10 protein-coding genes are annotated in these 15,078 nt (G+C 44.2%); all 10 read left to right on the top strand.

The features are described 5' to 3' along the window. Positions 1-20: 20 nt before the first annotated feature. The 10 genes from rhaB (at position 21) to miaB (ending at position 15,064) form a co-directional block, all read left to right on the top strand. Positions 21-1,487 carry a rhamnulokinase gene (gene rhaB / locus ACFWMP_RS13590; protein ID WP_379423933.1) on the top strand — a complete coding sequence of 489 codons (1,467 nt, stop codon included), beginning with the start codon at positions 21-23 and terminating at the stop codon, positions 1,485-1,487. A 38-nt stretch (positions 1,488-1,525) separates the two neighbouring features. Then, positions 1,526-2,782 (top strand): L-rhamnose isomerase, encoded by a 1,257-nt coding sequence (rhaA, locus tag ACFWMP_RS13595; protein WP_341124920.1) that lies wholly within the window; start codon positions 1,526-1,528, stop codon positions 2,780-2,782. Positions 2,783-2,831: 49 nt separating this feature from the next. Beyond that, positions 2,832-3,677, top strand: a complete 846-nt coding sequence (gene rhaD / locus ACFWMP_RS13600; RefSeq protein WP_042128469.1) for a rhamnulose-1-phosphate aldolase — start codon at positions 2,832-2,834, stop codon at positions 3,675-3,677. Positions 3,678-3,843: 166 nt separating this feature from the next. Further along, complete coding sequence (locus ACFWMP_RS13605) at positions 3,844-4,938, top strand: NADH:flavin oxidoreductase (protein WP_379423934.1); 1,095 nt, start codon at positions 3,844-3,846, stop codon at positions 4,936-4,938. A gap of 107 nt (positions 4,939-5,045) precedes the next feature. Then, a complete protein-coding gene (locus ACFWMP_RS13610; protein ID WP_042188969.1) occupies positions 5,046-6,485 on the top strand; it encodes an SWIM zinc finger family protein in 1,440 nt (479 codons plus the stop codon). Between the two features lie 48 nt (positions 6,486-6,533). Next, a complete protein-coding gene (locus tag ACFWMP_RS13615) occupies positions 6,534-8,411 on the top strand; it encodes a HEAT repeat domain-containing protein (RefSeq protein ID WP_379423935.1) in 1,878 nt (625 codons plus the stop codon). Between the two features lie 6 nt (positions 8,412-8,417). Next, the gene (locus ACFWMP_RS13620; protein WP_076298824.1) at positions 8,418-9,512 is read left to right on the top strand and encodes an ATP-binding protein; all 1,095 of its coding nucleotides are present in this window, start codon (positions 8,418-8,420) and stop codon (positions 9,510-9,512) included. Continuing rightward, the gene (locus ACFWMP_RS13625; protein WP_379423936.1) at positions 9,512-11,851 is read left to right on the top strand and encodes a DUF5682 family protein; all 2,340 of its coding nucleotides are present in this window, start codon (positions 9,512-9,514) and stop codon (positions 11,849-11,851) included. Before ACFWMP_RS13620 ends, ACFWMP_RS13625 begins: the two co-directional genes overlap by 1 nt. Before the next feature lie 2 nt (positions 11,852-11,853). Further along, a complete protein-coding gene (locus ACFWMP_RS13630; RefSeq protein ID WP_076283474.1) occupies positions 11,854-13,074 on the top strand; it encodes a VWA domain-containing protein in 1,221 nt (406 codons plus the stop codon). 403 nt (positions 13,075-13,477) lie between these two features. After that, positions 13,478-15,064 (top strand): tRNA (N6-isopentenyl adenosine(37)-C2)-methylthiotransferase MiaB, encoded by a 1,587-nt coding sequence (gene miaB, locus ACFWMP_RS13635; RefSeq protein ID WP_042188958.1) that lies wholly within the window; start codon positions 13,478-13,480, stop codon positions 15,062-15,064. Positions 15,065-15,078: the final 14 nt, after the last annotated feature.

Here is a 15,078-nt window from a genome sequence, read left to right on the forward strand (position 1 = left end):
CTTTCTTTAGGAGATTCTTTATGAATAATCATATCGCCGTTGATATTGGTGCCTCTAGTGGGCGGTTAGTACGCGGAATACTGCAAGAGGGCGTCCTCACCTTAGAGGAGCTTCATCGGTTTAGCAATCGTTTTATAGAACAAGAGGATTCTTGTTTCTGGGACATAGATTATTTATTCGAGCAGATTATTATAGGGCTTCAGAAAGCCAAGGGGCAAGGCATTACAGCGTGTACGCTGGGTATAGATACATGGGCTGTAGATTATGTTCTTGTGGATGCAGAGGGAACCCGTATTCAAGAGGTTTACGCTTATCGTGATCGTAGAACCGATCTGGCTATGGATAAGGTAGCAAAGCACATTTCACCTCAAACCATATATGAAAAGACTGGTATTCAACAGTTATCTTTTAATACGTTGTATCAGATTTATGTTCACTGTGAAGAAGAAATAGCCAAAGCGGATCAAATCTTACTCGTGCCTGATTATCTGTATTACAGATTAACGGGTCGCAAAATCAATGAGGTTACTAACGCATCTTCTACTCAGCTATTGAATCTAGAGAGTCGAGATTTCGACCATGACCTGTTGGATTTTCTGGATATTAAAAGAGAGCAGTTCGCTACATTGACTGAACCGGGAGTAATTATTGGCCCCCTCGATGAAGCACTAATTCAGGAATATGATCTTCCGGATTGCCAACTGATCTGTGTAGCCACACATGATACAGCTTCTGCAGTGCTGGGTGCTCCTCTCCAAAAGAACTCAGCGTATATTAGCAGCGGAACATGGTCTTTACTCGGTGTGGAACGAACTCAGCCTCTTAATTCTATGAAAGCCATGGAGGCCAACTATACCAATGAGTGGGGCGCATACGGAACCTACAGATTCCTCAAAAATATTATGGGCCTATGGCTCATCCAAGAGGTTCGCAGGTTGATGAACGAACGATATAGCTTTGCGGAGCTAGCCGAGCTTGCACATGGAGAAGAAGGCTTCCGGAGCCTGATCTCCTGTAATGATCCAAGATTTCTCAATCCTTCAAATATGATAGAAGAGATTCGTAATGCCTGCGCAGAGAGCGGGCAGCCTGTTCCTGAGACGCCAGGTCAGTTGGCTCGCTGTATTTTTGACAGCTTAGCATTATCGTACCTTACTTACTTGGAAGAACTAGAAGAACTATTAGAAAGCCGAATCGAGGTTCTGCAAATTGTGGGTGGAGGTGCTAACAACAGCCTGTTATGCCAACTGACTGCTGATGTTATAGGCAGAGAAGTTAAGGCTGGCCCAACGGAATCCACAGCACTTGGTAATATAGTGGTGCAGATGATTAGCACGGGAAGCATAACTGATATTAATGAAGCAAGAGATATTATCGCCGAATCATTTGAGATAAAGGCGTATACACCGCGCCCGACCGCCCATCTTGAAGACATTCTAATTCGCTGGAAAGAGCTTCAGTTGTCCAAAATACAACATCAAATCTAATTAAACTTACGCTATATGATTTTAGGAGGAACTACAGCATGGATCAGAGTATTATCACTAGCTATAATGAAGCCAAAAAATTATACGCAGCCCATGGGATTGATGTGGAGAAAGTGCTGGAGCGGCTCGCGCAAATTAAGATTTCCATCCATTGCTGGCAGGGCGATGATGTACAAGGGTTTCTTTTTAAAGATAAAGAACTAAGCGGGGGAATAGCAGTAACAGGAAGTTATCCCGGTCGAGCTGGCACGCCAGATCAATTGCGCCAAGATTTAGAAAAGGCACTATCCCTCATTCCAGGCAAGCATAAAGTAAATTTACATGCGATCTATGCAGATACAGATGAAAAAGTTGATTTAGATGAATTGGAGCCACGCCATTTCCAATCTTGGGTAGACTGGGCGAAGGAGCAGGGGCTGGGTCTTGATTTTAATCCTACTTGCTTCTCACATCCTAAAGCTGCAGACGGTTTTACGCTAAGTCACTCGGACGATGAGATTCGTAACTTCTGGATTAAGCATTGTAAGGCTTCTCGGACGATTGCCGAGCATTTTGGTAAAGAACTGGGTCAACCGTGCGTGACTAACTTTTGGGTACCAGACGGATATAAAGATACACCAGTCGATCGTTTAGGTCCAAGAGTGCGGTTAAAGGAGTCACTGGATGAGATTTTTAGTGTGGAAATAAATCCTCTCTATAATATTGATGCTGTAGAAAGTAAATTGTTCGGAATCGGTTCTGAGAGTTATGTGGTTGGTTCACATGAGTTCTATATGGGCTATGGTTTAACTCGCGGCAAAGCCATCTGTTTGGATGCCGGACATTTCCATCCTACTGAGATGATCTCAAATAAGCTATCTTCGATTCTTATGTTTAGTGAGCAGCTGCTGCTGCATGTAAGCAGACCCGTCCGTTGGGACAGTGACCACGTTGTAACTATGGATGACGAGCTGCTAGAAATCGCCCGTGAATTGGTACGTGGGGATTTACTCTCCCGAACGAATGTCGGACTTGATTTCTTTGATGGCAGTATTAATCATATCGCTGCTTGGGTGATTGGTACACGTAATACCATTAAGGCGTTACTTCGCGCAATGCTCGAACCGGTGGAAGAATTGAAGCGAATCGAGCGGCTTGGTGATTACACTTCACGACTAGCGTTGGTGGAAGAATTCAAATCGTATCCGTTTGGAGCCGTGTGGGATTATTATTGTGCATCACAAGATACACCCGTTCGGGAGCAATGGCTGGCTGAAGTGAAGCGTTATGAACAGGAAGTTCTGTCTGCAAGATAGAGTGCTTGAGTGGACGTGGAGAGCAAGATATACAAAGGAGAGATTGACAATGAGTACATCTGTATTAGAATCCAAAGGTTATATTGCCAGTAGTGAGGCTCCATTTATTCAGGAAATGTCAGAGATTACCCGTCATATGTGGGAGCTTGGCTGGGATGAGCTGAATGGCGGTAATGTCAGCTATCTGCTGGATGAGAATGAGGTTGCTAAATATATTAACGTTCTAGAACCACTACGCACCATTAAACTTACCTTCCCTGTAAAAGAATTAGCCGGTAAATACTTCATCGTGACAGGTTCTGGCAAGTATTTTAGAAATGTGATCAAAGACCCGGAAGCCAATCTCGGTGTGCTTCGTGTAAGTGCGAATGGTGAAAGCGTGGAAGTGTTATGGGGATTACGGAACGGCGCTGTACCTACTAGTGAATTGGCTTCCCATTTCATGAGCCATATTGAGCGACTGAAGGTGGACCCTACGCACCGTATCGTACTGCATACACATGCTACGAATGTTATCGCGATGACCTTCACGCATGATTTAGATGAATTGAAGTTTACGAAGACGCTTTGGGAAATGTGCACAGAGTGCCTTGTTGTTTTCCCGGATGGCGTTAGTGTCATTCCATGGATTGTTCCTGGCAGCAGTGAAATCGGCCGTGAAACCGCGAAGAAAATGAAGGATCACCGCCTGGTCATCTGGCCGCAGCACGGGATTTTTGGCACTGGCTCCACTATGGATGCCACCTTTGGTCTAGTTGAGACTGTAGAAAAGGCTGCTACGATCTACAACTTGATTGGCGGAAGAGAAATTAAGCAAAAGATCACGGATCAGCAACTGTGGGATTTAGCTAAGGCGTTTGGAGTAACTCCAAAAGCTGGTATTCTTGAGGTTTAAAAAGTTCGTAATGGGATGAAAACCGGGCGTTCGCAGATTTTGCGAGGTCCGGTTTTTTTTATGATTTTTTCTTACACAAAGAACTTAAAAATTTGCATTTTCCATCTTCTGGGGAGATAATTAGCCTTACTTAAAGTAATCAAATAATCAATTGGAGGTAATATGTATGAACACTGAGCTATTATTTTCACCTATTCAAGTGGGGAATCTTTCGCTGTCAAACCGAATCGTCATGGCGCCGATGACTCGGGTATACTCACCGGATGGTGTACCAGGAAGTAATGTTGCCGCATATTACCGTAGACGGGCAGAAGGTGGAGTAGGATTGATCGTTACCGAGGGTACAGCTATTAATCATCCTTCGGCAGTCAGCCACGCCAATATTCCCAATATACATGAAGAAGCAGCTTTAGAGGGCTGGAAGCAGGTAGTAGAAGAAGTTCACGCAGCTGGAGGTAAGATCATACCCCAATTATGGCATGTGGGAATGGCGCGAACTATAGGGGAAGGTCCAAATGTTGAAGCCCTTCCTATTGGCCCTTCTGGTCTGAATTTAGCAGGAGAACCTGTGACAGAGCCACTTACTACAGCTGAAGTTGAAAGCTTAGTCTCAGTATTTGCTCAAGCAGCAGCGAACGCGAAAAAAGTGGGTTTTGATGGTATCGAGATTCATGGTGCACATGGTTATCTGATAGACCAGTTCTTCTGGGAAGGAACGAACAAACGTACCGATCGTTACGGTGGCGATTTGGTTGGTAGAACTACATTTGCAGTAGAGGTTATTGAAGCGTGCCGTAAAGCGGTTGGGCCAGATTTTCCGATCGTGCTACGCTTCTCTCAATGGAAATTGGGTGCCTATGATGAGAAGCTGGCAAAAAATGCAGATGAGCTCGAAAGATTCCTTACTCCACTTAGCGATGCTGGCGTTGATATTTTCCACTGCTCCACTCGTCGCTTCAGCCAACCTGAATTTGAGGGATCTGAGCTTAATCTCGCAGGGTGGACCAAGAAAATCACGGGGAAACCATCAATTACGGTGGGTTCTATCGGTCTTCACAGTGATTTTTTTGCAGAAGACTCAGCTCAGAAGACAGAAGATAACATTAATGAATTACTAGAAAGAATGGACCGTGAGGAATTTGATTTGGTTGCTGTTGGCAGAGCATTAATAAGCGATCCGGCTTGGCCTGCCAAAGTTCAAAGTGGAGCAATAGACGAGATCATTCCATTCACAGCTGAATCGACAAAAACTCTATACTAAAGGGAAAGAACAGCGGGTTATGGACAGCTCTGTTTTTAGAATAATTTTCATTAAGGGCTAATATTATCATAGATATTAAAAAGCGTAATAGGTAAGGAGGATATGGGTTGATAGATATCACAGAAGTCTTCATAGATACTCTAGCACCGAACAGTGCAGCAATTAAGAACGGGCAAGGACTAGTTAAGAAGAGACGATTCGTCCAATTGAATCAGTCGGAAGACGGCGTGGTTCTGTTTGGTGAATGTGGTGGTAGCGGTAGCAGCAACTATTATCCTTCTGCTGATTTTGTTGTTTCTGACAAACCGGTGATGCGTTGTACTTGTCCAAGTAGGCAGATTCCTTGTAAGCATGTCCTCGGATTGCTATATGCCTATGTAGGCAAGGAGACTTTCGTATCTGCAACGATTCCTGAAGATCTTGCTGTTAAACGAGAAAAGATGAGTAAGCGTGAAGAACGAAAATCTGAGCTTGCTGCGGAAGGGGCTAATGTTAAGCCCAAGAAAGTGAACAAGTCCGCACTTAAGAAAAAGATTGGAGCTCAACTGGAGGGCTTGGCTGTACTGGAGAAATTGACCCAATCGCTTATACGTGCAGGACTTGGAACAATAGACGCCAAAGGTGTAAAGGATATTCAGGTGCACGTGAAGATGATGGGCAATTATTACTTAACTGGTGCACAAATTGAATTAAGACGATTAGCTTTATTGCTCTCTTCTTCTGACAATCGTGAGAAAACTTATTCATTAGCAATAGAGCAGCTAACCCGAATTCATGCGTTCATTAAGAAAGGGCGCGCTCATTTAACTATGAAGCTGGAAGATCCGGATATGTCTTTGAATCATGAATCTACGATTGAAGAATGGCTTGGTCATGCTTGGCAGCTAACGGAGCTTAAGGAATGCGGTCTGATGAGCTCAGATGTAGAGCTGATCCAGCTTTCATTCCTCAGCTATGATGATGAAGCCAGACAGGAATATGTAGACCTCGGCTACTGGATAGAAAAATCTACAGGTGATATACATCGTACGCTCCAATATCGTCCTTATAAAGCAGCTAAGTATATTCATGAAGAAGATAGCTTCACTGATGTTGCACTTATTCCTTCCTTCTATCGTTATCCTGGTGACCGGAACCGGAGAGTTCGTTTCGAGAATATGTCAACACGGCCTCTGACTAATCAGGATGTAGAGTGGATCGTTTCTAAGGCAGTTCATTCTTATTCCGACAGCTTCAAGCAGATAAAAAATCAGTTGAAGAATCCGCTAGCGGACAAGAATCCTGTGTTGCTGCTGCATGTGAATAAGATTAGCAAATCTCAGCAAGATCAGTTCGTCATTACGGACGAATCGGGCCAGCATTTGGTGTTAGACCAAATAGTAGCACTCGAGCAGGATACACTTGCACTGTTACAATACTTTACACTCGAAGAATTATCGGATACTACGATGCTGCTTATGTTTGAACATCAACTCGATACAGGACGATTGAAAGCACAACCGTTAACCCTTATCAAAGGGATGGAGATGATCCGTCTCTTATATTAAAAAAATTAAGAAAGCATAAGTTTCACATAAACTTTGGGAGGAATATCCATGAGTACAGCTTTACTACAAGAGCTTCATCAAGAAGTAAACCGGCTGTATATAGCTGGAAGTGAGCTCGCTGCTGAGGATTTCCGCTTAAAGCGGCTATTGCCACAGTTTCAACAGTTAGGTGAACGTGCTCCCATATTCAAAAGGTTAGGAGAGGGAATCGTTGCGGTCATTGAACCAGATCATTCCGAGGGATCTTCCTCTGCTCAGAACCTACAGGAGCTCAGTGTGCTGCTTAGCTCGGTGCTATATACACAGGGAGCGACCTCGCCTGATGGTGAACTGCTTGAGGTGGAAGTCCATCCGGTGAGATTGCCTACTCAGTTTTCATATCGTAAGCTGTCAGCGGTACAGACGGCATTAAAGACTCGCGGGGGAGGACGATATGAGATTATCAAGGAAGCTTTTGAGACAGGACTGTTTCAAGATCTTCGAATGATTCATCCCGCGTTAGCAGCCCTCCAAGATCCATATGTTGAGATCGCCGAGCTTGTAATGAAGCAGATCCTGCCAGCTTATGGGCCTCAGATTATTCCGATCCTTATCGATCAATTTGATCCTGCTGGAGGAATAGTAGAGACGAGAAAGCTGTACGTGATCGCAGTATTAGGTGGTGATAGCGTTCAGGATCTGATCTATCAAGCTGCAGATTCAGGATCAGAAGATGTTCGAGCCATGGCTATTTCTCTGCTCGCAGGTCAGGGACAATATGAAATCGAATTACTGGCTTGGAGTACAGATAAGAAGAAAAAGATTCGCGAAGCTGCCTATAATGCGCTGGCTAAGAGCGACTCGGTAAATGCGGTGAACCGGCTGCATGAGGCATTTACGGGAAAAGATAGTGAACTTGTAGTTCCTGCATTGAGACAATGTCAAGCCCAAGAGCTCACAAAACGACTTGTTGTAGAGTTATCAGATATGCTTCAAACTGTCTCAGAGATTATGGGCGATACGAAGAAGAAAGACGGATTATGGAATAAGGTAGTCCAGTATCTTCGGGTTTTATCTTACAAACGCAGTCCTGAACTAGAGAAACTATATTTTAATGTTCTCGAGCAGTATCCATTATATATGAATCAGCTAAAGTGGAATTCATTGATCGAGGAAGCAAACTCCTATTTTAGACAGATAGATTCTATCGAAGCGAGACGTATATTACAGCAAACACTTGAGCGTGATCTTGTCTACTATAGAAACAATAGAAGATATGTGAATGATGTTTTTAAAGATGCGTATCTCTACTTGTCACCAGAGCGTGTGTATGAACAATATGTTGAAGTTCTAAAGCATTATGCGCCATCTTCAACTAGCCATGCTTCTTCAATGGCGCAGCAACTGCTGCGCACCATATCTGAAGTTGTAGTTCAACGATATCATGGAACTTATGATGCAGTTTGGAATTCACCTGTAGACCAGATTCAATATATGTATAAGGTCGTAATGCAGCCGCCCGAGGTACTGGCTGTTCAATGGGATTCACGGTGGCTTGACGCTTTTATAGAACTGGATCAATACGAACTGGTAAGTGCCTTTGCAAGGCCGGGACATGCCGAAGCAATGCAGTATTTGCTTCGTAAATTGACCGATAATCCTGAATTCCGCCATCGGTTTTCCAATATTCTCTTGATGGGCTTAGCACGTACAGGGATAAATAAACAACATTTGCAAGAAGCTCTCCTAGTGGCTTTGGAAGATGATAGAAATACAGAATGTCGATTAATTGAACCGTATACATTTGAACAGCTATGTCAGCTTCCAGCGAGTTTTGCGAGTCGAATAATAACTGTTCTACCTCGATTTAGTGAGGTTGCAGAAGAACAACTTGAGTATGTCATTCGTCTCATGCAAGGACCATCAAACCCAAATGAAGAGGTGTAGCTAACGATGAGTCAAGAACTATTACAAGATATTATGAGGCTTCCAGCAGAAAGACTGTATGAGCATGAGTTGGAAGCGCTTCGTAAAGCGGACACTGGTAAGGTTCCAGCAGGATGGCAGATGTCGCCCCAATCAGTACTGAAGTTTATCGTTGGCGGTAAAGCAGGGAGTACCGAGATTACACCTAAGTACATTGGTAACAAACGATTAATAGAGATGGCGATAGCCACGCTGGTAACTGATCGTGCACTGCTATTAATCGGTGAGCCGGGTACAGCAAAGTCATGGTTATCTGAGAATTTATCAGCTGCTATATATGGACAATCAGGACTTGTCGTACAAGGTACTGCAGGTACGAGTGAAGAGCAGGTGCGCTATTCGTGGAACTACGCAATGCTGCTTGCACAAGGCCCTACGCCGGAAGCGCTAGTGAAGAGCCCCATTATGCGAGCGATGGAGGATGGGGGCATTGCACGTTTTGAGGAAATATCTCGTTGTGCATCTGAGGTACAGGATGCGTTGATATCCATCTTATCGGAGAAGACGATATCCGTTCCTGAGCTAGGTAAGGAGATGAGTGCGCGCAAAGGCTTCTCGATCATTGCAACAGCTAATACGAGAGACCGTGGTGTAAATGACATGTCAACTGCCTTGAAGCGACGGTTTAATATTATCGTCCTTCCAGCCCCTGCGGATTTGTATACTGAAGTTGAGATTGTGAAGAAACGAGTTCGTGAAATTGCCTCTTCCTACGATTTGCAAGCGGCGCTCCCTGCAGACGAAGCTTTACATAAGGTCGTGACCATCTTCCGTGAGTTGCGTAGCGGGATGACATTGGATAAGAAGGAGAAGGTGAAGTCTCCAGCAGGTGTGATTTCCACAGCTGAAGCGATCTCGCTCTTAACGAATAGTATGGCGCTGGCTGCAAGCTTCGGTAATGGAGAACTGACGGACGAAGATCTGGCCGCAGGGCTGCAAGGTGCCATTGTGAAAGATGATGATAAGGATCAACTTGTCTGGAGAGAGTATCTCGACAATATTATGAAAAAACGTGGCGCAGATTGGCGGGGGTTATATACGGCTTGTAAGGAGATGAACTAGTGGAGAGCGAAACTACTGGAGCTGGCGTACATATTTTTGGGGTGCGGCATTTGTCTCCTGGTGGTGCGCAGCATCTATTGAGCTTCCTTCATGAAATAGAGCCCACAGCTGTGTTAATTGAGGGTCCATCGGATGCCACACCTGAGATTCGCCATGTCATCAACATGACAACCAAACCTCCTATTGCCATTCTAGCTTTTACGGAGGAAGTTCCTGTGCGTACAGCCCTTTGGCCGCTTGCGCTATATTCCCCCGAATATCAAGCGATGAGATGGGCGGAGCAGCAAGGGGCATATACAGCTTTTATAGATTTACCTTCATCAGTGGTCATCGCGTTACAGGATATACGAACCAAAAGTAGAGATTCTGTTGAACAGAGCGATGAATCTGAAGTTAACAATACGGTTGAGAAGGCTGCTGAAGAAGCATCTCTATATGATAGAGTAGCTGAGCTGGCTGGTGAGCTTGATTATGATATGTATTGGGAGCGCAATTTCGAACACAACACTAACAAAGGTGCATATCAGGAAGCAATTATTTCTTTCTCATCCCAAATGCGTCAGATTTCTGAAGAAAATGAGAGACATAACAACATAGTAGAATATGCACACAATACGATACGTGAAGCTTATATGCGTCGTCAGATTCAGGATACAATCGCTGCTGGCCATCAACCAAATAAGATCGTTGTTGTATGTGGAGCATACCATGCAGCGGCGCTTGTTGATCTGGCATCTGGTATGTCGGATGAGGAAATAGATGCTCTTCCTTCTCTAAATTCGAAGCTAACACTTATGCCCTACACGTACTATAAGTTATCTTCTTTGTCTGGCTACGGAGCAGGTAACCTCGCTCCTCATTATTATCAAATGATGTGGGAACGTATGATGAATGGCTCACTTGAAGACTTGCCGAATCATTATCTGTCTACCGTAGCCAGATACTTGCGTAATACAGGGACACACCGTTCCACAGCGGAAATTATCGAAGCCGTTCGCTTAGCTGAATCATTAGCTGCCCTTCACGGTGGAAGTGCTCCGACGTTAAGAGATCTAAGAGATGCTGCGCTGACTTTACTGGGGCGTGGAGAGCTAAGTGTGATCGCAGAAGCGATTGCTCGTACAGATATCGGTACTGCTATTGGTGAGTTGGCAGAGGGGATTAGTCAGACGCCGATTCAAGATGATCTGAATCGGCAATTAAAGCGCTTGAAGCTTGAGAAATATAAAACCCCAGTGGCAAATGATCTTGAACTAGATCTCAGAGAGAACCGAAGAGTGTCTTCTGAGGAAGCAGCTTATTTAGACTTAAATCGTTCCTTTCTTTTTCATAGGCTCAGATTACTTGGGATCGATCTAGTGAACATAAGAGCAAGTGGTCAGACTGGCGCAACATGGGCAGAGCATTGGGTAATGAAGTGGTCTCCTGAAGTTGAGATCCAGGTCGTTGAATCTACGCTACTTGGGGAAACAATTGAGATTGCTTCAGCTTATGTATTGCAACAAAAATTAGATGGCAGCAGTACCATTGCGGAAGCGTCAGCACTTATTCGAACGGCTTATGAGTGTGGAATGATACACCAGATGGAAGCGGGACGGCAGACGCTTCAGCGTCTAGCTGTTGATACTCGAGATGTGGTGCAGATTGCTGCTTCCATTCATGAGTTATCTCTTCTGATTCAATATGGCGATGTTCGACGGATTGATACCAAGCCGCTCATTCCTTTGCTTGAACAACTGTTCAGACGAGCCTGTCTGTTCTTGCTGGATGCGAGCCAATGTAACGATGAGGCTTCAGGTGAGATGCTTAAAGCTATGAACATACTGAATCAGGCAGCTATTGCGCATAGTGAGGAATTAGATGAGCTGTTGTGGATACAAGAGCTGAAACACTTGTCAGAGAGGGATGACTGCAATCCGCGTTTATCTGGAGTGGCGTGTTCCATTTTATTGGAGCGTAATGCGATGACTGCACAGCAATGTTCAGAAGAAGTATCGAGGCGCCTGTCGCCAGGTATACCCGCAGAACTTGGAGCAGGCTGGTTCGAAGGGATGTCTATGCGTAATCGATATGTACTGTTGTCTCGATTAAGTCTGTGGGAACAATTGAATGAGTATATTAATTCATTAGATGATGAAGAATTTGTACGTGCATTAGTATTTTTACGGCGTGCTTTCAGCACCTTTGAACGAAGAGAAAAGACGATGATTGCCGAACTTCTAGGGGAGTTGTGGGGCGTGAATACCGAGCAGGCTGCTGAGATTCTGACGGGTGAGCTGAAGGAGGCCGAAGCGAAGATGATTGAGGATTTGAATGAATTTGACTTTGGAGATATATGACGATGAGTACATCCGTGGATTCAAGTGTTGTAGCTCGGTGGCGCCTTATTCTTGGTCAGTCTGCAGAAGAGCAATTGACGGTTTCTAGCGGAAACGCAAGTATTCACCTGTCTGAAGATGAACTCATCATGGACCAAGCACTGGCTGCTATCTATGATGAGACGAGCGATATCGTAAATAGTGGTGCTGCTAACTCTTCGGCTACAGGACAAAGAGGAGCGGGATCAGGTAAATCTGCACCCCGGTTGGCAAAATGGTTAGGAGATGTTCGCAATTTCTTCCCAGAGGATATCGTATCGGTTATTCAACATGATGCGATGGAGCGGAAGGGCTGGAAGCAATTATTGTTTGAGCCGGAAGTTCTGGCAACAGTGAAGCCTGATATACAGCTAGTAGGTACACTACTTTCGCTAAAAGGGAAAATTCCTGAGAAGACAAAAGATACGGCTCGCCTGTTAGTGAAGGCGGTTGTGGATGATCTTGTAAAGCGTATGGAGGAAGATCTGCGTCGGGCGGTGACGGGTGCACTGAATCGCAGAGAGCATTCTCCATTACCGTCACTTAGTGGTATAGACTGGACACGGACGATAAAACGCAATCTGAAGCATTATGATGCAGAGCGACAACAGATTATCCCTGAGAGATTCTACTTTTATGATCGGGCAAGACGAAGTAAGGAATGGACAGTCATTGTGGATATCGATCAGAGTGGTTCTATGGCAGAATCAATTATTTGGGCTTCAGTAGTTGGTTCTATTTTTGCAAGCATCCCATCGCTAAGTACCCGAGTAGTTGTATTTGATACAGAGGTCGTTGATCTGACAGAGCAATGTGCGAACGATCCTGTTGACATGTTATTCGGGATTCAGTTAGGTGGCGGTACAGATATACAAAAGTCTGTTGCTTATTGCGAACAGTTTATCGATCAACCGAAGAAGACATTATTTATCGTTATTTCGGATCTTTATGAAGGTGGGAACCAGGCAGGCTTAATCCGTCGTATGCGTCATCTGAAGGAATCTGGAGTTAGAACGATGTGCTTGCTGGCTTTATCTGATGAAGGCAAACCTTTCTATGATGAGCATGTGGCGAGATCTTTGACTCGCGATGGAACGCCCTGTTTTGCGTGTACACCTGCACTGCTGCCACAGTTAGTAGAAGGTGCACTAAAAGGACAAGATCTTACTGAATTAGCAAAAAAACTTGGGACAAAAGGGATATAACAAGAGTCGTCCTATTACAAGTTTCATAAAAAGTGATATTCAGACAAGAACTGTGATTCATTACAGTTTTTGTGGCGTATATAAATATCATACCCCCCTTTATAGAATATATTTTGGCCCTGTCGCTCGTCGGCAGGGTATTTTTTTTATGGAAGTCTTTAGAAGCGCTATTATCCTGACCTATTAAAATTTTCTTTGAGAGTATGCTCTGCTCTCACGCTGTGGTAAAATAGACCTGATTTTTTAAAAAAATACGCAAGTTAAGTTTTTACTTGATAAACCTAAATCACTGCATATTGGGATGGACATCTAAGATGGATGTAATGTTATAGAATGTGCTATAATTTTATATTAGGTTAAAACATCAATAAGCTACATTTGAGATAGAGGACGTGAAAACAGCATGACTAAGGGGAACCATAACTCACCGGACTTAAAATCCGGCAAGGGTTCGAAAGATTATTCGAAATATTTTGATTTTAGCGATGCGAAGGTAATTAGTGAAGAAGAAGGTAAGATTACTTATCGGATTAAAGGAAGAAACGTTCAAATTAATAGCCAGCCTGATTATAAAGAAGGAAAACGGCGTGGCAAGGAAGAAATAGAAGTGCATTATGATTTCGAGATTCCTGAAGAGATGCAGAATTTCGGAGTAGACAAATATTATCATATAACGACTTATGGCTGCCAAATGAATGAGCATGACACGGAAACGATGAAGGGCCTGTTGGAACAAATGGGCTACAAAAGCGTCGATGATCGGAATCATGCGGATCTCATTCTGCTCAATACTTGTGCGATTCGCGAGAATGCCGAGGATAAGGTGTTTGGAGAGCTTGGTCACCTTAAGAACTTGAAGATTGAGAAGCCAGGTCTTTTGCTGGGCGTGTGTGGCTGCATGTCGCAGGAGGAAGGCGTAGTTAATCGAATTATGTCTAAGCATGGATTCGTGGATATGATCTTCGGTACGCATAATATTCACCGTCTGCCACACCTCATTAAAGAAGCTGTATTCAGTAAAGAGCTTGTGGTGGAGGTATGGTCTAAAGAGGGCGATATTATTGAGAACTTACCGAAAAAACGTGAAGGCATGCGGGCTTGGGTAAACATTATGTATGGCTGTGATAAGTTCTGTACGTACTGTATCGTACCTTTTACACGAGGAAAAGAACGCAGCCGCCGTCCGGAGGACGTTATTGCTGAAGTAAGAGAGCTCGCGCGTCAAGGATTCAAGGAAGTGACTTTGCTGGGGCAGAACGTAAACGCATACGGTAAGGATTTTACAGACATCGATTACACCTTTGGTGACCTAATGGATGATATGCGTTTAATTGATATTCCGCGCATCCGCTTTATGACATCGCATCCACGTGATTTTGACGATAAATTGATTGAAGTACTCGGCAAAGGCGGCAACCTGGTGGAGCATATCCATCTACCGGTTCAATCGGGAAGTACTGCCGTACTTAAGAAAATGAGTCGCAAATATACTCGTGAAGCTTATCTGGAGTTAGTTCGTAAGATCAAGATAAGTGTGCCTAATGCGGTATTAAGTACCGATATTATCGTTGGTTTCCCTGGTGAGACGGATGAGCAATTCGAAGATACTCTTTCGCTAGTGCGCGAGGTTGGGTATGATATGGCATATACGTTCATTTATTCACCTCGTGAAGGTACCCCTGCAGCTGCTATGGAGGACAATGTACCGATGTCAGTGAAGAGCGAACGTCTGCAAAGACTCAATGATCTCATTAAAGAGAATAGTCGGATCATTAATGACCGTATGCTAGGTGAAGTCGTCGAGGTACTGGTAGAAGGCGAGAGTAAGAATAACTCGGAAGTCCTTTCTGGCCGTTCCCGTGCGAACAAGCTGGTCCATTTTGAAGGGTCGAAGGAGCTTATTGGCACATTTGTAAAAGTGAGAATTACAGATACCAAAACATGGTACATCAAAGGGGATATTGTGGCAGAAGCTGCTGCTGTTCATTAATCATCACATACGAA

The organism is Paenibacillus sp. NPDC058367 (genome assembly GCF_042723305.1).
Lineage (GTDB): Bacteria > Bacillota > Bacilli > Paenibacillales > Paenibacillaceae > Paenibacillus_AQ.